Raw genomic sequence first — 20,600 nt, forward strand, 5'->3', positions numbered from 1 at the left:
CAGGCCGTAGCCCGGGTAAGCGCAGCGCACCCGGGAAGCAGGGAACACAAAGTCCGTCTGGCCACGCGCCAACAGCCCCGGGCGCGCTGCGCATGCCCGGGCTACAGGGGGCCGATCAGGTTCTTCTCAGGGACATGGCGCCCGGGCTTCAAACCGGTTTCAGGCCGACACGCCGGCCAGTACCGCGTACATCACCACGAAGGTGACCAGGAAGAAATAGATGAAGCCGATGAAGCTGTAACGCAGCAGCGTCAGGATCGGGTTGCCGCCATATACGCGCTGCTGCATCCAGAACAGGTAGATCGGCACCGACAACCACAACAGCGCGTACAGCCAACCACAGAGCGTGCTGACCGCCGCGCTGCTGATCGCACCACTGATACCGGCGATGAGGAAGGTGGTCAGCAACACCAGCATCAACCAACAGTGGCTGTACAAGGCCACTACCAGGTGTTCGAGGTAGCCCATCTGCCGCTGCCGGATATAGGCGACGCGCAACACCAGCGCGAACACTGGCATCAGGAAGAACAGCGCACCGGGTAGTGAGGTCAGGATCGCCTGGACATACAGATCGGTCTTGCTGCCCATGCGCTCGACGTTGGCTTGACCATTGGCCAGCCGATGGTTGAGCCAGTTGCTGATGAATTTTGGCCAGCCCTCGAGCACGATGGGGTTGGTCTCTGCATCCCAGGGCTTGCCGTTGACCGGGACATTGATGAAGACAGCCTTGTTCTCCGCCCGTGCGCGTTCGGCAGCTTCGTTGGCACGTGCCAGTGCCGCATCGGTTGCAGTGCCTGTCGGCGGCTGTGCGTTTGCTTCGAGTTCTGCGGTGCGCTGGGCAGCTGATGTATTGATTGCTGCCATGGCCATGGCGAATGCAGCCGCAGCAGCGGGAGTCGCCTTCTGCTGCTGTTCCATCTGCGCCACCTGGGCGGCGCGCACAGCTTCCACCTCGGCTACGGTCTGCGCTTTTGCAAAGGCCGGGTCGGCGTTGCTGCCGGTGCCGAAGTCGTCGCTGTGCAGGGTCAGTTTGCCGACGAAGAAGGTGAACAGGGTGAGGATCACGAACAGCCGCAACGGCTGCACATAGCCGACGCGCTGGCCCTTGAGGAAGTTGACGGCGATCCGGCCCGGCACCAGCAGATCGCGCAGGGTGCGGAAGATGCGCCCATCCAGATGCCAGAACGATTCGAACACCTCCTCGACCGCATGCCCGAAGTTCTTCAGCGGGTTATGCGCCGACTGCCCGCAGCCGTGGCAGTAGTGGCCCTGCAGCGGTGTGCGGCAGTTCTCGCAGGCACCGTGTTCGGAAGTGGAATGCACGACTTCGGTCTGGCTCATGGCTGGCGCGGCGGGCAACGGTTGGAAGCCGCATACGATAACGGGGTTTGGTGGTTCCGTTCAGTATCAGTTCAAGAAAAATTCAAAACGAAGCAAATCAAGGAAAAGCCAGAGTCGAGCAAAGCCCCTCTCCCGTTTACGGGGGAGGGGTTGGGGGTGGAGGGAAGCTCTTGGCGCGGGCCCGAAAGTAAAACCACGAAGCCCTCAACCGCCCCGCACCTTCCGATGCCACAGCGCATTGACGATCACCCAGCGCCCGTCAAACCGACCCATCTGCAGATGATCTATGAACCACGGGCTCTCCAGCCGCACCGTGGCGATGTCCTCGTCCACCTGCAGCACCGTCACCGTGCGCTGCCATTGCTCGCGGGGCGTCTTCAGCGCGCCTTCGCGGGTGAAGCGGATCAGCTCATCCGAGCTCATCCGGCCCAGGCCCAGGGTTTCATTCGCGTTGGCAACCAGATTGCGCTTGGCCAGATCCGGATGTAGCGCCCGCGTCACCCGCGCGACATCGCCTTCCAGCTGGCCATCCATGTAGTCGTAGGCGGTGGCCTCGATAGCCTGCAAGGTGGCCGCATCCGGTGGCGCCGCGACGGCGTTGCCGGCAAAGCAGAGCATTCCCACAACAAGCACGCGTAGTGCAGCTGACAGCATGGCCGGTTCCTGACGGGTGGTGGCTGTGGAATCGTGGCAGTTACTGGTGGGGATGCAATGGGTGGGAAGTCATATGGGTGTCGGCGGAGATCAAGAGCTACCCCTCCCCAACCCTCCCCTTCGCCTCCGGCGAAAGGGAGGGGGCGGAAGGCTGCGCTGCTTTGCTCCTCCCCTTTGGCGAAGCCAAGGGGGAGGTTGGGAGGGGGTGCTTGTATGCCCTTGATTTTGATTTCATCCATCCAGTTGCAAGAAAGCAGAACGCCACGCAATGCGTGGCGTTCTGCTTTCAATCGGTGCGGCGAGCTATCAAGGCATTACGGGTGGCGTATACGCCAACGTCGCACCCAGCGCCCACAACAGCAGCAGCACCAGCGGTGTGTGCACCAGCAGCTGCACGAAGGTGAAGCCGATCAGGTCGCGGGCCTTCAGGCCTAGCACGCCGAGCAGCGGCAGCATGTAGAACGGGTTGATCAGGTTGGGCAGTGCTTCGGCGGCGTTGTAGATCTGCACCGACCAGCCGAGGTGGTAATGCAATTCATTGGCCACCTGCATCACGTAGGGGGCTTCGATGATCCACTTGCCACCGCCGGAGGGGATGAAGAAGCCCAGCACCGCCGAGTAGCTGCCCATCAGCAACGCGTAGGTGTCATGGCTGGCGATCTGGGTGAAGAAGGTGGAGATGATGTGGGCCACGCTATGGCCTTCGCTGCCGTTGACCGTGGTCATGATGGCGGCGATGGAGCCGTACAGCGGGAACTGGATCAGCACGCCGGTGGTCGAGGGCACGGCACGCGATACCGCATCGAGGAAGCTGCGCGGGCGCCAGTGCAGCAGCGCGCCGGCCATCAGGAACAGCAGGTTGTAGGTGTTCAGGCCGGAGATCGCCTGGATCGCCGGCTTGGTGCTGAACTCGTGGATCAACCAGCCTGCAGCCAGCGCCACCAGCAGCAGGATCAGCAGCGGGCTGTGCTCCAGCCATTCGCCGGGGCGGGTCGGCTTGGATTTTGCCGGTGCCGCATCGGCGCTTACATCCACACCGCAATCAGCGGCATCGCGCGCGGAATTGGCGGCCGGTGCGGTGACGTAGGCAATGATCAGCGATACCACCACCAACGCGGCCAGCAACACGCCGGACTGCCACAGGAAGATGGTTTCGGTGAACGGGATGACGCCGGTGATCGACAGGATCGACGGCGGCAGGCTGGCCGGGTTGGCCTGCAGCTGCGCGGCCGAGGAGGAAAGGCCCAAGGCCCATACCGCACCGAGGCCGAGATACGCCGCCGCACCAGCAGCGCGGTAATCCATCTTCAACTCGCTGCGGCGAGCCAATGCACGCACCAGCAGGCCGGCAAACACCAGGCTCAGGCCCCAGTTCAACAACGATGCGGTCATCGACACGATGGCGACCAGTGCGACCGCGCTGCGGCCGTTCTTCGGCACGCGGGCCAACCGATCGATCAAGCGCGAGGCCGGACCCGAAGACGCAACCACATAGCCGCCGATCACGACGAAGGCCATCTGCATGGTGAAGGGGATCAGGCTCCAGAAGCCGTCACCGAAGGCCTTGGCGGTGTCGGTAGGCGCGGCGCCGATGGACAACGCCGCCAATGAGACGGCGGCTAGGGCGAGGGCGGCGAACACCCAGGAATCGGGGAACCAGCGTTCAGCGAAGTTCGCACAGCGGATCGCAAAGCGTGCCGAGGCGGTGTCTTGGGTGGTGGGCTGCATGGGGCGGATACCGTGGGGAAACAACCGGGCGACGGTAGCGCGGCAGCGGGGATGGGTGGAACTGGACCTTTGGTTAGTGATGCGTATTCATGCAGGAAGTCACAGCCGGCGCGATGCCTGTTGATTTCCTGGATGCCGCAACAAGAAGCCCTCGCGTCTCTCCCTCTCCGTTTGCCGGAGAGGGAGAGGGGCGCTATCTGCTTACTCGGCAGCGTCGTAGGAGAACTGGATGCCAGCGGTACCGCCGGTGCTGATGAACAGCTCCATGAACTGCTTGGCGGTGTCGGCGCGGTTCCAGTCGCGCTGCAGTTCGCAGAACAGCTGCGGCACGCTGATCAGCTTGCCGCCGGCCTGCTCGATCCGGCGCAATGCCGCATCGTGCGCGGCCAGCGAGGTGCCACCCACGGCATCCACCGGTACATAGACCTCATAGCCTTCGCGCAGTGCGTCCAGCGCCGGGAAGGTGAGGCAGGCCTCGGTCCACAGTGCGGTCATGATCAGCTTCTTGCGGCCGGTGGCTTCCACGGCTTTGCGGAACTCCACGTCCTCCCAGGAGTTGATGGTGGTGCGATCGTAGGTGGGCTCGTCCTTCAGCACGCGGCGCAGTTGCGGGATCGGCGGGTGGTTCAGGCCGGTCTTCACGTTGACCGTGGAGTGCACGATCGGCAGGCCGTAGACCTTGCCGGCCTTGGCCACGCCGACGATGTTGTTGACCAGCAGCTGGCGGTCCATCGAGGCGATGGAGTTCACCTGTACCGGCTGGTAGTCGATGACGATCAAAGCCGAGTTTTCCGGGGTCAGCAGATCGTCACGCTTGGGGTCACGCTTGGTTTCACTGGTCATGGCGAGTTTCCTTTCTGGGGTGCTGAAGGCGCAGCACGCGCTTGGGCATCGCGCCGCATATGGCGGCGGGGCAAACGGGGGACTTACTTGACGAGGTCCATGAAGTACGCCGCTTCCATGCGCTCGACGGCGTCGGCGTGGTGCGTTTCGAAATACTTGATGTGCGGGCCGTGGTGATGGTGCTTTTCGCGCAGCTCATGGCTGGCCCAGTGCTCGACGAAGATGAAGCGGCGTGGGTCTGCCTGGTCGCGATCCGGCTCAGCTGCGCTGCGAATCCAGCTGCTCGTGGTTGCTTACCACTTCCTGTGCCTTGCTGTAGCTCTCGATCAGCAACTGGTAGTTGGGGAAGATGTTGGTGTACGCCTGCGCCCATTCGGCGGCGTCTTCGCGGTTCCAGGTCTTCTGCAGTTCCGAGGCGACCGCAGCCACATCGATGACGACGACGCCGGCCTGCATCATCCGCGCCAGGGTGATTTCCTGCGCCTGCTTGGAATAGGTGCCGGAGGCATCAATCACCGCGAACACCTGGTAGCCGTCGGCCACCGCCGCAATCGATGGGAACGCCATGCACACGCTGGTGATGGTGCCGGCGATGATCAGTTGCTGCTTGCCGGTGTCCTTCACTGCCTGCACGAAGTCCGGGTTGTCCCAGGCGTTGATTTCGCCTTTGCGTGCCACGTATTTCGCATGTGGTGCGTTCTGGTGGATCTCCGGAATCAGCGGTCCATTCGGGCCCTGCGGCACCGAGGCGGTGGTGATCACCGGGATGTTCGCCAGCGAGGCAAGTTTGGCCAACGTCGATGCCAAGCGCCGCAGCGTGGTGAATGGCATGTCGTGCACGGTCTGGAACAGGCCGCTCTGGTGATCGATCAACAGCATCGCGACGTTGGTCGGATCGATGACGGGTTTTGCACCGTTGAAGTTGGCAACATGAGGGAAGGTATACATGGCTATCTCATCACGGGGAGGGGCAGGGTCGCGCCGACGGGGTAACGCCAGCGCGAGAGAAAGATGACCGGGCGGTTAAACCCGGTCATCGGTGGATTACGCTGCGATCTGGCCGAAGCGGCCGGAGTTGAAGTCATCCATCGCCTGACGGATTTCTTCCTGCGTGTTCATCACGAACGGGCCGTAGCCGGCGATGGGCTCGTCGATCGGTTCACCGGCCAGTACCAGCACGGTGGCGTCGGCATTGGCTTCCAGTTCCACCTCACCGGCAGCGCGGTCGAACAGCACCAGCTGGCCTTCGCGGGCGAGCTGGCTGCCGTTGAGCAGCACAGTCCCGTGCAGGATCACCATCGCCACGGTGTGGCCTTCGGCGAACTGCAGCATGGTGTGCTTGTCACGCGACAGGCGCAGGTCCCACACGTCCATCGGCGTATGCGTACGGGCCGGTCCACGCTGACCGCCGAACTCACCGGCGATCACCCGTACCTTGCCGGCGTCATCGGCCAGCGGCACCACCGGAATGTCGGCATTGCTGATGTTCTGGTAGCCAGGTGCCGACATCTTGTCCTTGGCCGGCAGGTTGACCCACAGCTGCACCATCTCCAGCTTGCCACCGCGTTGGGTGAAGGCTTCGGAGTGGAATTCCTCATGCAGGATGCCCGAGGCAGCGGTCATCCACTGCACGTCACCCGGGCCGATCTCGCCACCGGCGCCGGTGGAATCGCGGTGCGCCACTTCGCCTTCATAGACGATGGTGACGGTCTCGAAACCACGGTGCGGATGCTGGCCGACGCCGCGCGGGCTGGTGGTGGGGCTGAACTCGGCCGGGCCGGCATGGTCCAGCAGCAGGAAGGGGCTGAGCTGGCGGCCGTGGGTGTTGTACGAAAACAACGAACGGACCGGGAAGCCATCACCAACCCAGTGCGGGCGGGGCGCGCTGTACAGGCCACTGATCTTCTTCATCTGTCTGCTCCTTGGGCGGCGCGGGGTGCGCCAGCGTTTGAGCAAAGCTTAGATTCGGGACAATCATCCCGGTAGGCGGCAAAAAGTGGTCTGATAGTCCTATTTGGTGAACGCTGGAGCCGCAATGCAGGACCTGAACGACCTGTACTACTTTGCCAAGGTGGTCGAGCACGGCGGCTTTGCCCCGGCCGGACGCGCGCTGGGCGAGCCCAAGTCCAAGCTGAGCCGGCGTATTGCTCTGCTGGAGGAACGGCTGGGGGTGCGCCTGATCCAGCGTTCCACCCGCCGCTTCTCGGTCACCGAGGTCGGCCAGACCTTCTACGCGCATTGCCGGGCGATGCTGGTGGAGGCCGAGGCCGCGGCCGAATCCATCGAGCTGACCCGCTCACAGCCGCGCGGCGTGGTGCGGGTCAGCTGCCCGACCATGCTGCTGGATTTCAGGGTGGCGGCGATGGTGGCCGATTTCATGGCGCACTGCCCGGACGTGGAAGTGCATCTGGATGCCACCAATCGTCGCGTCGACGTCATCGCCGAAGGCGTGGATGTGGCCATCCGCGTGCGCCCGCCACCGCTGGAGGACAGCGAACTGGTGCTGAAGGTCTTGGCAGAGCGTACCCAGTGCCTGGTGGCTGCACCGTCATTGCTGGAAACGCATGGCCATTCGCACGGCCCCGCCGATCTGCATCTATTGCCCAGCGTTGCCCTGGGTGTGCCGCAAGGTGAGCATGTCTGGCGCTTGATCGGCCCGGATGGCGCGAGCGCCGAAGTACCGCATCATCCGCGTTTGATCACCCGCGGCATGATGGCGTTGCGTGCTGCGGCACTGGCGGGCGTCGGCGTGGCGCAGCTGCCGACGATGATCGTGCGTGATGCGCTGGATGCAGGGCAATTGGTCAACGTCGCCCCGGACTGGGCGCCGCCGAAGGAAATCATCCACGCGGTGTTTCCGTCCAGGCGCGGCTTGCTGCCGTCGGTGCGCTTGTTCATCGATCACCTTGCGGCGTCCTTCGCTGCGCTGGATGAATCCTGAGCGCAGCACCGGCGGCGATGTGCTGGTCACGGAATTTGAACGGCATGTTGGCAAGAATGAGTACTTCGCACAAACGGAGTTGCTGCATGCGTGTTGCTGTCGTGTCACTGGCTTGTCTCAGCGTTCTGGTCGCCGCCTGCGGGCGCGACGCACCAAACGGTCAAACTGCTGCGGCACGGGCTGAGTCCGCAACTGCAGCGGCCCCTGCGCAGACGCAGTCCGGCACGGAAGTGCTCACCGCTGGCAGCATCGAGTTCCCGGTGATACCGACCATCATGGTGCCCAGCATCATCGGCAGCGGTCCGGCGCAGAAGCGGCTTGAACTATCGATGCAATCGCTGATCGATCCGGTCGCCGGCATCAGCGTGCGACCGGCCAACTGCGCCACCGATGGCGGGCTGGTCAATGAAAGCGGCTTCACCAATGTCGATACGCAAGGCAACCTGGAACGCGTCGGTGGGCACGGTGTGTTCAACATCGGCGTCGATGGCAGCGGCCAGGCGGTGACCGGCGATGGCGTGGTGGAAGTGAAGCCGGACGGCAGCGGTAGCGTGGTCAACGGGGCAGGCACGTTCGAGGTGAATGCCGATGGCTCCGGCACCTATGTGGGCGCGCACGGCAATATCGAGCTGGACGGCAAGGGCGCCGGCAGCTGGGTAGGTGGCTTCGGGACCATCGAGAACCACGGCGATGGTTCGGGCAGTTGGGTTGGCAGCGATGGCAACATCGAGATCAACGCCGATGGCTCCGGCAAGTGGATAGGCGGCCCGGAAGGTATCGTCGAAAATCACGGTGACGGCACCGGCACCATCGGTGCGGTACCGCGCGAAGTGAAGATGGCGCCGCTGCCGCCGTTGCCGCCCGCCGGGAAGTTTCCGCTGCTGGACAAATTCAAGCCATCCGGTGCGCCGTGTGGCTACGTCATCACCCTCAACGACAAGGTGCTGTTCGATTTCGACAAGGACGTGATCCGTCCCGATGCCGGCAAGGTGTTGGATGTGCTGGCGACGGCGCTGGGTAAAGTGCCGTCCAGCGCGATGGAGATCCGCGGCCATACAGATGCCAAGGGCAGTGACGCCTACAACCAGGATCTGTCTGAACGCCGTGCCCAGGCCGTGCTCGCCGCATTGCGCCAGCGTGGCAGTGCCACTGACGCGGCGGCACATGGCTACGGTGAATCGCAGCCGGTTGCGCCGAATGAGGTGGATGGCAAGGACAACCCCAGCGGCAGGCAGCTCAATCGGCGTGTGGAGATATTTGTCCGCACGTAAACCAGCGCTTTGTTTGTGGGAGCGGCGTAAGCCGCGAAGCCACTGAACCAACCGAAGCAGCAGACAGCCAAATCCAACCCAGCCAACTGCAATCGCCACGAATGCCATCCCCGTGGGCATTCGTGGCTTCTCGGCTTACGTCGCTCCTGCCGAGCACGGCTCGGCACTACACCCCCTCCCTTTGGCCACAGGCCAAGGGGAGGGCTGGGGAGGGGTGCTTTTGACGTTGGCTTGGAAAGCCCCTGCCGAGCATGGCTCGGCACTACCGATGGTGCCTTGATGACCATCGGCCCGTGTAACGCAGCGCAGGCTTGCCGCATCATGGCCTTCTCAGACAAGCGAGAGGTTGGTGATGCATGTGTTCCGTCCAGCAGTACTGGGGTTGGCCCTGATGGCCGCCATGGGTTTGGCCAGCGCGGCGCCGGCGGTGGCTGGCGTGGACGCACGCGGGGTGAAGATCAGCGAGGTTGCCTATCCGGGCACCATCCGCCTCGAAGTCGACGCCACCGACCTCGGCCAGCGCGTGTTCAAGGTACGGCAGACTGTCCCGGTGCAGCCGGGCCTGCAGCGCTTCCATTACCCGGCCTGGCTGCCGGGCAGCCATTCGCCCAGCGGCCAGATCGAAAAGCTGGCCGGGCTGGTGATCAACGCCAACGGCCAGCGCCTGGAATGGGTGCGCGACCCGCTCGACGTCTACACCTTCAACGTGCAGGTGCCCGAAGGCGTCAATGAGTTGCGCATGGACTTCCAGTTCCTCAGCCCCACCGATTCGGCGCAGGGCCGCACGGTGATGACGCCGAACATGCTCAACCTGCAGTGGAACGCGATGCTGCTATACCCGGCCGGCCACGCCGCATATGCCATCAATTACCAGGCCAGTGCGCGTTACCCGCAGGGCTGGGAGGCGGCCAGCGCGTTGACGGTGGCAAGTCGCAATGGCGACACCGTCAACTATGCACCGACCAACCTGGAAATCCTGGTCGACTCGCCGGTGTTCGCCGGCCGCTATCACCGCATGTTCGATCTGGCCCCGGCCGGTACCCGCCCGGTGCGTTTGAACGTGTTTGCCGACCGCGCAAAGGATCTGGAAGCCAAGCCCGAGCACATCGAGCAGCACCGCGCGCTGGTGACGCAGGCACGCAAGCTGTTCGGCGCCGAGCACTACGACCACTACGATTTCCTGTTCGCCGTGACCAACCAGCTTGGTGGCATCGGCCTGGAGCACCAGCGTTCCAGCGAGAACAGCGAAGACCGCGACTACTTCAGCGGTTGGGATGCCAAGGTCGGCAGCAGTGATCTGCTTGGCCATGAGTACACCCATTCCTGGGACGGCAAGTACCGTCGTCCGGCCGACCTGGCCACGCTCAACTACAACGTGCCGATGCAGGGCAGCCTGCTGTGGGTCTACGAAGGGCAGACCCAGTACTGGGGCAATGTGCTGACCGCGCGCGCTGGTATCCGTCCGCTGGAAGCCTCGCGTGATGCGCTGGCGATGGTGGCGGCCACCTACGCCGACAACCGCCCCGGCCTGGAGTGGCGCTCGCTGGGCGATACCACCAACGATCCGGTGATCGCCCGCCGCAAGCCCAAGCCCTATCGCGGCTACCAGATGAGCGAGGATTACTACCAGGGCGGGCAGATGCTGTGGCTGGAAGCCGACGTGCGCCTGCGCGCGCTCAGCGGCGGCAAGCGCAGCCTGGACGATTTCGCCAAGGCCTTCTTCGGCCAGAACGATGGCCAATGGGAACGCCCGGACACCTATACCTACGACGATGTCGCCGCGACCCTGGAGCAGGTGCAGCCGACCGGTGACTGGTCGCAGTTCCTGCGTGATCGCCTCGAACGCAGGACCGGCCTGGTCGGCGGCATCGAAGCGGCTGGCTGGAAGCTGGTCTACAAGGACAAGCCCAGTGCCTACTTCAAGTCGATGATGAAAGGTCGCGGTGCCAACTTCATTTATTCATTGGGCGTGTCCCTGAGCCCGGCCGGTTTTGTCAATGAAGTGCGCTGGGACAGCGCCGCGTTCAATGCGGGCGTTGGCACCGGCATGCAGGTGCTGGCAGTGAACGACCTGCAGTACAGCGCCGACGAGTTGGAGGAAGCCGTGCGTGCAGCCAAGGACGGCAAGCAACCGGTGCGCCTGCTGGTGAAGGAAGTGGATGTCTACCGCACGCTGAGCATCGACTACCACGACGGCCTGCGTTACCCAACGCTGGAGCGTATCGATGGCAAGGCCGACTACCTGACCCCGATCTTCACCGCCCGCAAATAAAGCAAAGCAGCTGTAGTGCCGAGCCATGCTCGGCAGGGGCTTGACCAGCAAGATCAAGAGCTTCCCGTCATCCCAACCCCCGCTCCGCGCCCCGGCCCTTGCGCTGGCGCAAGGGCGTTCGACGGGCAGCGAACCTGTGGTTCGCAAGCTGCCCTTCTCACCCCGCAAGCGGGAGAAGGGCTAAAGCTGAAGCCAAAGCCAAAGCCAAAGCCAAAGCCAGCCGGCACCTGTAGTGCCGAGCCATGCTCGGCAGGGGCCTTGCAAGGAAAGCCACAGCACAGCATGACTGCGCTCTACAGGTAGGGCCGTCGGCCCCAGGGCAGATCAATTCGCTATCTGCACATCATCGATATACACATTGAGGTCATACGCAGTATTGGCGTGATACAGCCATATCGCATCCAGCGTGACGCTGCTGCCGGTGATCGCGCCATTGCCATTCACCCAGGCATTCCACTGCGCCGCGTCGTTCAATGACCACGACACATAGGTCCAGGTGTTGGCGGCGATGGCTTTGCTGCTTGAACGCTCGGTGCCATCGCTGTCATCCACGCCGATACCAACGCTGGTACCTGTGCCACCACTCCACACCCAGAACCCGACGACACCATTGGCCCGGGTCAGCACGGTATTGCTTGCAGGGGCACCACTTCCCGACAACAAGCGCACGGCCCAATCGCCTGCACTGGCGGTGTCGTCCTTCAACAGCACCCGCAACGAGCAGCTGCCGTTCTTTTGCGTGGTGCAGTCGCGTGTCGCTGTCGAGGCGGTGCTGATGCCGGTAGCGCTACCCGAATAGCTGGGGCTGGTATCGAAATGACCAACGCTGCTCTCGAAGCGATCCAGATAGGTGACCGTACCGGTGCCACCACCGCTGCCCGGATTCAGCAGCGCGTAGTACTTGGACCAGTTCCAGTTGATGCCCGGATCGGTATGCGTCTGCCCGCTGTAATGCTGGTGACCCTTGATCTTGACGCTGGTGGCCAGCACGTTGATGCCGCTGCTGGATGCCCCGTTATACGCACTGGCACAACTGATCGCGCTATACGTGGCGCAGAAGCTGCGCACCAGCGCCGCCGAAGCGTCATACATGGCATTGGTGTACCAGGAGCTGTTGTCGACGTAGCCCTCGTGCTCGATGCCCAGGGTGTAGCTGTTCTGGCTGCCGACGTGCCAGGCGGTATCGGCGTTGCGCACCATCTGTGTCACCTGGCCATCGGAGGAACGGATGACATAGTGCGCGCTGACCTGCGCGGAGGCATTCTTGAACCAGGAGATGGTGCCGGCGTAGCTGCCCTGCGTGGTGTGGATGGTCACTGCACTGATCGCTGCCGAGCGCGATGCCGCGTAGTTGGAGGTTGAGGCGGCGCTCCAGATCGCGGGGCCGTAGTCGGTACTCTGGATGCTGGCATCCAGCGCAGGGCTGACGGCGGTGTCTCCGGCGGCAGCGTTGCCTGCCTGCAGGGTTTCGCTGATCGGGTCGATACGGAATGCATCGGTCTCGACGCGATCCCTGCTCACATCCAGGCGCACCATCGGTGCGCGCAAGGTCACCAGCTGCGGCGCGTCGAAGGCCAGCTCCCAGGCGATTGCACGCTCGGGTACGACGATGCCGCGATCATTGACGCCGCGGTCCTGCGCCAGCAGCACATCGTAGGCAAAGCTGGTGCGCGCATAGTCGTCGACGGCGCTGCGTGCAGCCAGGCCGCTACCGCGAGGCGCATAGCCCGCGTAGCGCATCAACGCGGAACGGATTGCTTCAGGTGCCAGCGCGCTGCCAGCGCCGGCTTCGGGATGGTCCAGGCGGATCTGCGCATCCAACAACGCAGCGGCCGCGAGGATATTGGTTGCCGCGTCGTTGCGCACGGCAGTTGTGGACACGCCAAGCAACTTGGCGGCTTCGCCAACCTGGTCCTCGAAGCCGCCACCGGCATACAACCCCATCACGCCCCACGCGGGTGGCATGCGCAGATGCGCTTGATCCTGGTCGGGTGCATCGGGTTGCAATGGCGACCAGCGGCTCTGCACGAACGCCAGCGACTCCAGCGTGCCGCGCGGGATGCCGGGATAGCGGCGATACGCTTGCTGGAAGTAGCGCGCGTACATCGCCCGCAAGGGCAGCATGCGGGCTTCTTCCATCTTCAACTGCATGTCCAGCACCTGCTCGTTGTTGGCAACGGGCGCCTTGATTGTGGTTTGGGCAAGTGCGGGAACAACTACGGCACTGGTGATGACGGCAGACAGCAGCACGGCGGTATGACGGTGCATCATCGGTAGGACCCCCAAAGCTTGGAACCCCCTGCGTGTGTGGTTCTACCGCAGCGGTTTTGCGTGTGGGTGAAGGCCGTGGTCAATCAGTGATGGGGTTCAAGGTGTTGCTGGATGGATTGCATGTGGGTGTGGCCGCAATCCAATGCGAAAGGCACCCCTCCCCAACCCTCCCCTTGCCTACGGCAAAGGGAGGGGGCAGATCATGCGCCCCGACGCACTATCTGCTGCTGACTTGGCTTCCCCCGTATCCGGGGGAAGGTGCCCGAAGAGCCTTCCCCCGCGAAGGAGGGGGCGGAAGGCGGCGCAGTTGATGTTGCTCTTTTCAAGCCATCAATCACTTCAGTCTTGTGTTGCCGGTCCACCTATTCGCCTGCGCTCCAACCACCAAAGCAAGGAGGTGACCAGCACAAACCCCAGCAGCCAGGGCCAGCGTGGTCCCGGGATAGGTAGCGGCTCCGAGCGCGCAGCAGCACCGCTCAATGCAAACGTCGCATCGCGCATCTGTTGCGCATGCAATGCGACTGCTTTCTCCGGATCCAAGAGCAGCATGCTCTGCTGCTGTTCGCCTGCTTCAACGCGGTGCCATCCGGCCGTTTGTGGCCATGCCGCAACGCAGTTGCCAGCTGAAGGATCGGGCAGCAGTTCGTCACGGTTGCCGTCCTCGGCGACCATCTGCGCCGGAGCGGTCAGTCCGCAAAGGCTGATGCGTTCGCCACTCCAGGCCCAGGCGGGCAATGGCAGCGTGGGCGAATCTGGAAGCGATCGGGCCACGCTCGCCAAGGCGGCGTTCCACAATTCCGCGTGCATGTCGGCATGGCCCGAGAGCACCAGCGCATAGCTGTCAGTGATCGGCAGCACGCCAACCCTGCCCAGGCCAAGTGCGCGCCAGCCACCTATCGCGCTGCCGTCCGCGGCGTGCAAAAAGGGCACTACATCAGCGCTGCTGAATTCCAGATTGAAGCGCTCGACCGCGATCACAGCCTTGTTCTGTTCGGCATCGATAATGCTGCGCAGCGTGACTGGCTTGGTCTGATCGCCGCCGCGAGCCTCCAGGCCCCATTCGCGCAACGCGCGGCGAGCGCTGCCGTCCAAGGCACCGCTGGTACGGACCAGTACACCCAGTCCGCCGCGTATCGCCTCGGTGATCGCCGCACGCTGCGCGGGTGAAAGGCCCGCAAGCCGGCGCTCATCAAGCAGCAGCAGGTCCAGGCGGGCGAGACTGGCAGCATCGAGTGAGGCCGGTGCATCACCCATCTGCAGGCCGCCACCGATCAACATGCTGGCCTGCAGTGTTGCGCCGATATCCTTGCCCCAACGTTGCAGATACTTCAGTTCAGGGCCAGGGGCACCGGCGAGCACGCGGATGCTGGGAGCTGTGCTTGCGCGTACACGCACGGGCACCGGAAGTTGGTCCAGCACCTTGCCGCCGGCATCCAACACGCGCAGCGTGAAAGCCACATCGCCGGGTTCGCGCGCGCTGGCACGCAGGTTCGCCCGGCCTGCTGCGTCAGTGGCGCTGATATCGACACGATGAGCGGCAGGGTCCAGCAGTTCCACGCGTACTTCAGGCATGCCCTGCACGCGGCTGTGCACGGTGAAGGCCGCACCCGGCGCGAGCAACGGCGGCGCCTGCAATTCCACCAGCCCTCGCGGTGCGGCGGTGGGCAGGAAGCGCAGCGGCGGCAGCGCGATATCACGATCACGTGCTGGCAGGCCCTGGCCGACGATCACCAGTTCGCGTGTGCCTGGGTGCTGGCGTAGCGCGGTGGCAAGATCCGGTACCGCCGTCGCAGACGCCAGCGCCGCTGCTTCCGGCAGGCGCACATAGGTTGCTGCCGGCACGGCCGCAACCTCCGCCGTGCTTGCACCTGCCGTGGCAACCACAAGCGTTTCCGCGCGACCGGAGCGTGATGGTGGATGCAGGGTGAAGTACAGCAACACAGCGGCAGCAAGCTGCAGCAACAGCAAGGCGGCAAGACGCGGTATGCGCGGCCGTGGCGACAGCGCGAAGCGCAGGCTGCCCAGCACGACGGCCAGTGCGATCAGGACGAGCGGGAGCCAGGGCGTCATCGTGCTGGCTCCTGCGGTGCCGAGAGTGCTTCAAGATAGCGCCGACCGGCGGCATCCGCTGCATTGCGGCGCGCGGGAGGGCCTTCAGCGCGACGCAGGGCCGGCCACAGTTGCGCACGCAGTTCGTTGCGGCATGTGCGGCAATCGGGCTGCTGGCGCAGCGCGTCTATCGCTGCGACGACGTCCAGCGGATCGGGCACGACGTTGGGATGGGCATCCAGCCAACGCGACAAGGCATCAAGATCGATGTTCTCGTCGGTGGATGCCAATGCGTGCCACGCGTTGGCGACGACGGCATCACCCGCTGGACGCGCCGCCAGCTGCACAGCGCGATTGCCAAGACCCTCGCGCTTGCCGGTCATGCGGCGGGCCATGTCGATGGGCGGCAATTCACTGCCGACCCGCGCCAGATAGATACGCTCGGCCTGCTGTACCTGTTTGATGAAAGCCAGCGCCTTGTAGGCGTAGGGCAGGGCCTGATCGGGATGGCCCTGACGCAGGTGGCCTTCGGACTGCCACATCTGGTCGAGCGCGGACTTGAGGATGGCGCGGGTCTGCGGGTCGAGCAGGGTCGCTGCTTCGGCATGGTCGTGGGTGTGGCCGTACTCGGACAGCACGTCGGTTGCACTGCCGAACACCGGTGCGCCCGTGGCATCGCCAGCGCTGCTGCTGCCGTGGTCATGGCCGTCATCATCGGCGTGATCGGCATGTGCATCGGCGTTGGCCGCATCACCGGTTGGCAAGTCACCGGTCGGCGGTGCCTTCGCGCCACCTTCGGCTTCCTCGCCGAGGAACTGGCCGTAGCGCAGGCGCAGGATGCGCTGGTCCACACCGATGGCATCGGCGCGCTTGATGAAGGTGTCGGCATCCAGGCTGCCACGCTGCTTCAGCAGGGCTTCGGCGTCGATGATGATCTGCCGCTGGCTGCGGAAGTAGGCTGGCATTACCTTCTTGATCGCGCCTTCCAGATCGCTGGCCTGCACTTGCTGCTCGCTGGGCAGGCGCATGATCAGGCTGGCGCTGCGTGCCTCCTGCGGCTGCGGGCTGCGGTTGTCGCGGACGCTCAGGCGCGCGACCACTTCATCGCCTGGCTCCAGGCCTAGCGCGGCAAGGTCGGCGCTGTAAGCGAAACGACGCGCAGTAGCAGGGCCGCTGCCGCTCAGTGTCAGCTGGCGTTGCTGGAAGCTGATGTTTTCGCCGCTGCCTTTTGCGGTGGTGATATCCAGCGTCGCGGCGCTGCTCACGCCGAAATCGTCGCTGGCTTCAAAACGTAGCTGCCACGAGCGCTGGCGCGGTGCTGCCTGGTTGAGCGTCTGTGCCGGCTCGATGACCTTGACCTGCGGCGGGCGGTCCACCACCACGTCGAGGCGATACGCGCGTCCGGCGGCTGCCATTGCCGGTGCGGTATGGATGCGATACAAGCCAGCACGCTGCAACACTTCGCTGCCCTGCCAGTAGTCACCGTCACGCTGCAACGCTACCCGACGACCATCATGGAACTGCAGCCACGCTTGTTGCGGCTGCGGTGCGAACTGCAGACGCCACTGCAGGCGACTGCCTTGCAGGGCGCGTGCATCGAGCTTGTCGCCGGAGCTTGCTGCCTGGCCGCTGTAGGCCGGGGGCGTGATCTGCAGCCAGCTGCCACGTACTACGGGCGCGCCGTTCCCCTCAACGCCGGCAACCGGGCTACCGTCAGCGCCAGCTGGTGCGTTGGTCGTACTACGCGGCCACAGTAGCGCAGCTGCTGCCATCACCACGGCAGCCAACAGGCACAACAGTAGTCGTTGCCAAGGCCAGCGAGGGCGGAGGTCAGGCGGATTGTTTTGCAGTCGCTGCTCGACATGCCGGCGCTGACGTTGCTGCAGCGGGTTGAGCGTAGGCGTTGCAGCGAACAGCAGATCGGCGCTGTCCTCAAAGCGCGGATGATCATTCAGACGTGCGACCAGCCAGCGTGCATCCAGCCGCCGCGCACGCCAGACCGCGATGCCGGCAACAGCCAGCAAAGCAAGCGTTCCGGCGATATAGCCGACATCGAAGCCGAGCACGCGCGTGGCCAGCAAGCCGACTGCCAGGGCCAGGGGCAGGCCGCCGCACATCGCAATCAGCAGTGTGCGGCGACGCGCGGCGCGCAGCGGGGTGCGCGGGTTCATGCCTGGCCCCGTCGGCGCGGTGCGCTGGCCAGCCAGCGCTCAAGCAGGAACAGCAGGGCGATTGCCAACAGCAGCCAATGGCTCAGCTCGGTCGCGGGCTGCGGGTAAGGCGTAGCGCCGGCTCCCGGTTGCATCATCGCTGCAGGCGCGCGCCGTGGCGTGGGCGCAGTCTGCAGCACAGCGCGCAGGTCGCTTGGGAAATCCGCATCAAGCAGCACCGGCAGGCTTGCCGGCTGCAGCGGCGCTGCCCAGCGCAGCCATCGGCCTTGTGGCGTGCTGATCTGTTCAATGACCAGCACGCCGTTGGCATCGCGCCATAGCGGCGTGCGCTGCGCATCGGCGGGTACCGGCGTGCGTGCATCTACCAGCAAGCGCCCGCCGCGTTGCAGCCATGCGCTTGTATCGGCCGGTAGCGGCTTGGCCGACAGCCAGACGTGCAGCGTGCCGTCATTGCTGAAGGCGACGTTGTCGACTGCTGTGTCTGGTTTGGTTCCACGCCATGCGCTGGCAACCGCATTGAGATAGCGCAGGCCTTGCTTGCCAGCTTCGTCGTGACGGATCTGCAGTTCAGGCGCGGCAACGACGACGGGCTTGGTGATGGCAACGCTCTGCTCAAGCACCTGCCAGCGCATTGCACGCGAGAGCTGTGGCCGTTGCGCGTCCAGTCCATCGAGTACCGATGGAACAACCACGGTGAGTGCTGCATCGGCAGGCAACGAGGCATCCAACTCACGCAGCAGGCTGGATAGCGGCTGTGCACCCTGCGGCGCTGCGGTCTTGTCGATGCGCGGGAAGCCCGGCGCCAGCCACAGCCACTGTGCATCGGCATTGCCCACGGTGCGTTGGGCAGCGGCAAGGTCAACACCGGGCACTACAGCGATGCGCGGCTGGTTATCAAGTACTCCGGTCAGTGCTGGCCGCGCCAACAGGGCGGCAAGCAAGGCAAGCAGTAGCAAGCGCAGCACCAGCAGCGGCCGTTCGTCGAAGCGGATGCGGCGACGCGGGCGCGGCTTGGCCGACAGCCAGCGCAGTGCGGCGAAATCGATGATGCGTTGTTCGCTGCGGCGTGCGAGGTGGATCAGCAGCGGCAGCAATAGTGCCGCCAATGCAAGGAAACCGGCTGGGAACAGCCATAGCAGGCTCATGCACCGCTCCCGGCACGGCGCCCGAACAGGCGCTGCAACGGTGCATCGATGGCTTCATCGAGATAGGCAGTGTCATGGCGGATGCCGGCGGCCTGCAGCCGTGCATCGAGCACGCGCTGTGCGTCCTTGAAGCGGGCGAGGTATTCGCCGCGCACCGTTGCGCCATCGCTGAGCAGCTCTTCGCCGGTTTCCGGATCGCGGAAACGGTGGCCATCGCGGAACGGAAAATCTCGCTCTTCCACCGTCAGCAGCTGCAGGTGCACCACGTCACGCCCGGCCTTGGCCAGGCGCTCGGCCAGTTCAACACCTGCGGCATCAAAGCCGTCGCCGATCATCACCACCAGGTCGTTGCTGGCGATGCGTTCCCACAGCGGTGATAGCCGCTGCTGCGGTGGCCATTGCCCCTTGGCCTGCAGCGCATGCAATTGCAGATGCAGGCGATCGCGCTGGCGCAGACCGTTGCCGGCCGGCAGCAACTGCACGCCATCGCCGCCAAGTGCGATCAAGCCGAAGGCATCGCCTTGCTGCATCGCCAGCTCGGCAAGGCAGGCGACCAGTGCCTTTGCCGCGTCCAGGCGCTGCCAGTCGGGCCGTGCCTGATCGGCCTGTGCCATCGAGGCGCTGGCATCGAGCAGCAGCCAGACGGTGATCGGGCTTTCGCGTTCGGACTCGCGCACGAAGAAGCGGTCCGAGCGCGCATAGAGTTTCCAGTCGATCTGGCGCAGTTCGTCGCCGGGCTCGTAGGCGCGGTACTGCGCGAATTCCAAGCCAGCACCGCGGCTGCGGCTGGCATGTGCACCAATGCCACGGCTGCCGCTGGCCCGCTGCGGCCACAGCCGCAGGCTGCGCAGGCGGCTGCGCACATCGGCGGGTATCAGCGGTGGCGTGGGAGCGGCCATGTGGAACGTCTTGTCGATCAGGCCGGGAACGGCACCGCGCGCAGCAACGCGGCGATCACGTCATCGGCACTCTTGTGCTCGGCCTCGGCAGCGAACGACAGCAGCAGGCGATGACGCATCACCGGTGCAGCCAATGCCTGCACATCTTCACGGGTGGCGGCGAAGCGGCCCTGCAGCAGGGCACGCGCCTTTGCCGCCAGTACCAGCGATTGACCGGCGCGCGGGCCAGCGCCCCATTTGATCCAGTTGTTCACCTCGGCAGGTGCGCCATCGCCGGGGCGGCTGGCGCGGACCAGGCGGGTGATCCAGCTGAGCAGGTCGGGGCTGATGTGCACATCGCGCACGGCGGCCTGCAAGGCCTTCACCGCTTCGGCATCCATCACCTTGGGCACCACGCCGCTATGGCTGCCGGTGGTTTGGGCGAGGATGTCGCGCTCTTCGCTTTCGCTGGGGTAGTCGACGCGGACATGCAGCAGGAAGCGGTCGAGCTGCGCTTCCGGCAGCGGATAGGTGCCGGCCTGTTCGATCGGGTTCTGCGTGGCCAGCACGAAGAACGGCGAGGGCAGGGCGTAGGTGGTGCCGGCGTAGCTGACGGTGCGTTCCTGCATCGCTTCCAGCAGGGCTGCCTGGGTCTTGGGTGGTGTGCGGTTGAGTTCATCAGCCAGCAGCAGGTTGGTGAAGATCGGCCCTTGCTGGAAGCGGAACGCGCGCTTGCCGGTGCCATGGTCCTCTTCCAGCAGCTCGGTGCCGAGGATGTCGCTGGGCATCAGGTCGGGGGTGAACTGCACGCGCCGGAACTGCAGTTCAAGCGCCTGGCCGAGCGAGCGCACCAGCAAGGTCTTGCCGAGGCCGGGCGCGCCTTCCAACAGGCAGTGGCCGCCGGCCAGCAGGCCGATCAGCAGCTGTTCGACAACCTCATGCTGGCCGACCACGGCCTGTGCGAGCGCGCTGCGCAGCTCGTTCAAGCGCGGCAGCAAGGAGTCCAGATCGGGGGCAGTCATGCGGTCACCTGTGG

The 20,600-nt window shown here is 64.6% G+C and carries 15 protein-coding genes; 3 read left to right on the top strand and 12 right to left on the bottom strand.

Going from position 1 to position 20,600, the window contains the following annotated elements; genetic code table 11:
- Window positions 1-159: 159 nt before the first annotated feature.
- The 6 genes from ACVOL0_RS01880 to ACVOL0_RS01905 all read right to left on the bottom strand — a co-directional run bounded on the left by ACVOL0_RS01880 (window position 160) and on the right by ACVOL0_RS01905 (window position 6,477).
- Window positions 160-1,341 (bottom strand): DUF3667 domain-containing protein, encoded by a 1,182-nt coding sequence (locus tag ACVOL0_RS01880; RefSeq protein WP_481547644.1) that lies wholly within the window; start codon window positions 1,339-1,341, stop codon window positions 160-162.
- Window positions 1,342-1,545: 204 nt separating this feature from the next.
- Entirely contained in the window at window positions 1,546-1,995 is a 450-nt protein-coding gene (locus tag ACVOL0_RS01885; RefSeq protein WP_481547645.1) for a nuclear transport factor 2 family protein, read from the bottom strand.
- A gap of 306 nt (window positions 1,996-2,301) precedes the next feature.
- Complete coding sequence (locus ACVOL0_RS01890; RefSeq protein WP_481547646.1) at window positions 2,302-3,723, bottom strand: short-chain fatty acid transporter; 1,422 nt, start codon at window positions 3,721-3,723, stop codon at window positions 2,302-2,304.
- Window positions 3,724-3,924: 201 nt separating this feature from the next.
- Window positions 3,925-4,566 carry a hydrolase gene (locus ACVOL0_RS01895; RefSeq protein WP_481547647.1) on the bottom strand — a complete coding sequence of 214 codons (642 nt, stop codon included), beginning with the start codon at window positions 4,564-4,566 and terminating at the stop codon, window positions 3,925-3,927.
- 258 nt (window positions 4,567-4,824) lie between these two features.
- Window positions 4,825-5,514 carry an isochorismatase family protein gene (locus ACVOL0_RS01900; protein ID WP_481547648.1) on the bottom strand — a complete coding sequence of 230 codons (690 nt, stop codon included), beginning with the start codon at window positions 5,512-5,514 and terminating at the stop codon, window positions 4,825-4,827.
- Window positions 5,515-5,610: 96 nt separating this feature from the next.
- Entirely contained in the window at window positions 5,611-6,477 is an 867-nt protein-coding gene (locus tag ACVOL0_RS01905) for a pirin family protein (RefSeq protein WP_481547649.1), read from the bottom strand.
- A 124-nt stretch (window positions 6,478-6,601) separates the two neighbouring features.
- Between ACVOL0_RS01905 and ACVOL0_RS01910 the strand changes: the two genes are divergently transcribed.
- The 3 genes from ACVOL0_RS01910 to ACVOL0_RS01920 all read left to right on the top strand — a co-directional run bounded on the left by ACVOL0_RS01910 (window position 6,602) and on the right by ACVOL0_RS01920 (window position 11,050).
- Window positions 6,602-7,507 (top strand): LysR family transcriptional regulator, encoded by a 906-nt coding sequence (locus ACVOL0_RS01910; protein WP_481547650.1) that lies wholly within the window; start codon window positions 6,602-6,604, stop codon window positions 7,505-7,507.
- Between the two features lie 86 nt (window positions 7,508-7,593).
- Window positions 7,594-8,778: an OmpA family protein gene (locus tag ACVOL0_RS01915; RefSeq protein ID WP_481547651.1), complete on the top strand. Its 1,185-nt coding sequence runs from the start codon at window positions 7,594-7,596 to the stop codon at window positions 8,776-8,778.
- A 352-nt stretch (window positions 8,779-9,130) separates the two neighbouring features.
- Entirely contained in the window at window positions 9,131-11,050 is a 1,920-nt protein-coding gene (locus tag ACVOL0_RS01920; protein WP_481547652.1) for a M61 family metallopeptidase, read from the top strand.
- A gap of 324 nt (window positions 11,051-11,374) precedes the next feature.
- On the opposite strand, the gene ACVOL0_RS01925 is transcribed toward ACVOL0_RS01920, so the two are convergent.
- From ACVOL0_RS01925 to ACVOL0_RS01950, 6 genes are all read right to left on the bottom strand, one after another.
- Window positions 11,375-13,321 (bottom strand): N-acetylmuramoyl-L-alanine amidase, encoded by a 1,947-nt coding sequence (locus tag ACVOL0_RS01925; protein WP_481547653.1) that lies wholly within the window; start codon window positions 13,319-13,321, stop codon window positions 11,375-11,377.
- A gap of 339 nt (window positions 13,322-13,660) precedes the next feature.
- Complete coding sequence (locus ACVOL0_RS01930; RefSeq protein WP_481547654.1) at window positions 13,661-15,391, bottom strand: carboxypeptidase regulatory-like domain-containing protein; 1,731 nt, start codon at window positions 15,389-15,391, stop codon at window positions 13,661-13,663.
- Window positions 15,388-17,541 carry a hypothetical protein gene (locus tag ACVOL0_RS01935; protein ID WP_481547655.1) on the bottom strand — a complete coding sequence of 718 codons (2,154 nt, stop codon included), beginning with the start codon at window positions 17,539-17,541 and terminating at the stop codon, window positions 15,388-15,390. Before ACVOL0_RS01935 ends, ACVOL0_RS01930 begins: the two co-directional genes overlap by 4 nt.
- A complete protein-coding gene (locus tag ACVOL0_RS01940; protein ID WP_481547656.1) occupies window positions 17,538-18,686 on the bottom strand; it encodes a BatA domain-containing protein in 1,149 nt (382 codons plus the stop codon). Before ACVOL0_RS01940 ends, ACVOL0_RS01935 begins: the two co-directional genes overlap by 4 nt.
- Window positions 18,683-19,585, bottom strand: coding sequence for a DUF58 domain-containing protein (locus ACVOL0_RS01945; protein WP_481547657.1), 903 nt, complete (start codon window positions 19,583-19,585; stop codon window positions 18,683-18,685). The genes ACVOL0_RS01940 and ACVOL0_RS01945 overlap by 4 nt, the downstream gene beginning before the upstream one ends.
- 17 nt (window positions 19,586-19,602) lie before the next feature.
- Complete coding sequence (locus ACVOL0_RS01950) at window positions 19,603-20,586, bottom strand: AAA family ATPase (protein WP_481547658.1); 984 nt, start codon at window positions 20,584-20,586, stop codon at window positions 19,603-19,605.
- Between the last annotated feature and the right edge of the window lie 14 nt (window positions 20,587-20,600).

Source organism: Stenotrophomonas sp. STEN021, assembly GCF_056760175.1.

Coding starts and splice junctions, on each gene's coding strand:
- ACVOL0_RS01880 (WP_481547644.1), bottom strand. CDS start 1,341: ATGAGCCAGACCGAAGTCGTGCATTCCACTTCCGAACACGGTGCCTGC.
- ACVOL0_RS01930 (WP_481547654.1), bottom strand. CDS start 15,391: ATGACGCCCTGGCTCCCGCTCGTCCTGATCGCACTGGCCGTCGTGCTG.
- ACVOL0_RS01920 (WP_481547652.1), top strand. CDS start 9,131: ATGCATGTGTTCCGTCCAGCAGTACTGGGGTTGGCCCTGATGGCCGCC.
- ACVOL0_RS01900 (WP_481547648.1), bottom strand. CDS start 5,514: ATGTATACCTTCCCTCATGTTGCCAACTTCAACGGTGCAAAACCCGTC.
- ACVOL0_RS01885 (WP_481547645.1), bottom strand. CDS start 1,995: ATGCTGTCAGCTGCACTACGCGTGCTTGTTGTGGGAATGCTCTGCTTT.
- ACVOL0_RS01895 (WP_481547647.1), bottom strand. CDS start 4,566: ATGACCAGTGAAACCAAGCGTGACCCCAAGCGTGACGATCTGCTGACC.
- ACVOL0_RS01950 (WP_481547658.1), bottom strand. CDS start 20,586: ATGACTGCCCCCGATCTGGACTCCTTGCTGCCGCGCTTGAACGAGCTG.
- ACVOL0_RS01890 (WP_481547646.1), bottom strand. CDS start 3,723: ATGCAGCCCACCACCCAAGACACCGCCTCGGCACGCTTTGCGATCCGC.
- ACVOL0_RS01940 (WP_481547656.1), bottom strand. CDS start 18,686: ATGAGCCTGCTATGGCTGTTCCCAGCCGGTTTCCTTGCATTGGCGGCA.
- ACVOL0_RS01910 (WP_481547650.1), top strand. CDS start 6,602: ATGCAGGACCTGAACGACCTGTACTACTTTGCCAAGGTGGTCGAGCAC.
- ACVOL0_RS01935 (WP_481547655.1), bottom strand. CDS start 17,541: ATGAACCCGCGCACCCCGCTGCGCGCCGCGCGTCGCCGCACACTGCTG.
- ACVOL0_RS01945 (WP_481547657.1), bottom strand. CDS start 19,585: ATGGCCGCTCCCACGCCACCGCTGATACCCGCCGATGTGCGCAGCCGC.
- ACVOL0_RS01915 (WP_481547651.1), top strand. CDS start 7,594: ATGCGTGTTGCTGTCGTGTCACTGGCTTGTCTCAGCGTTCTGGTCGCC.
- ACVOL0_RS01925 (WP_481547653.1), bottom strand. CDS start 13,321: ATGATGCACCGTCATACCGCCGTGCTGCTGTCTGCCGTCATCACCAGT.
- ACVOL0_RS01905 (WP_481547649.1), bottom strand. CDS start 6,477: ATGAAGAAGATCAGTGGCCTGTACAGCGCGCCCCGCCCGCACTGGGTT.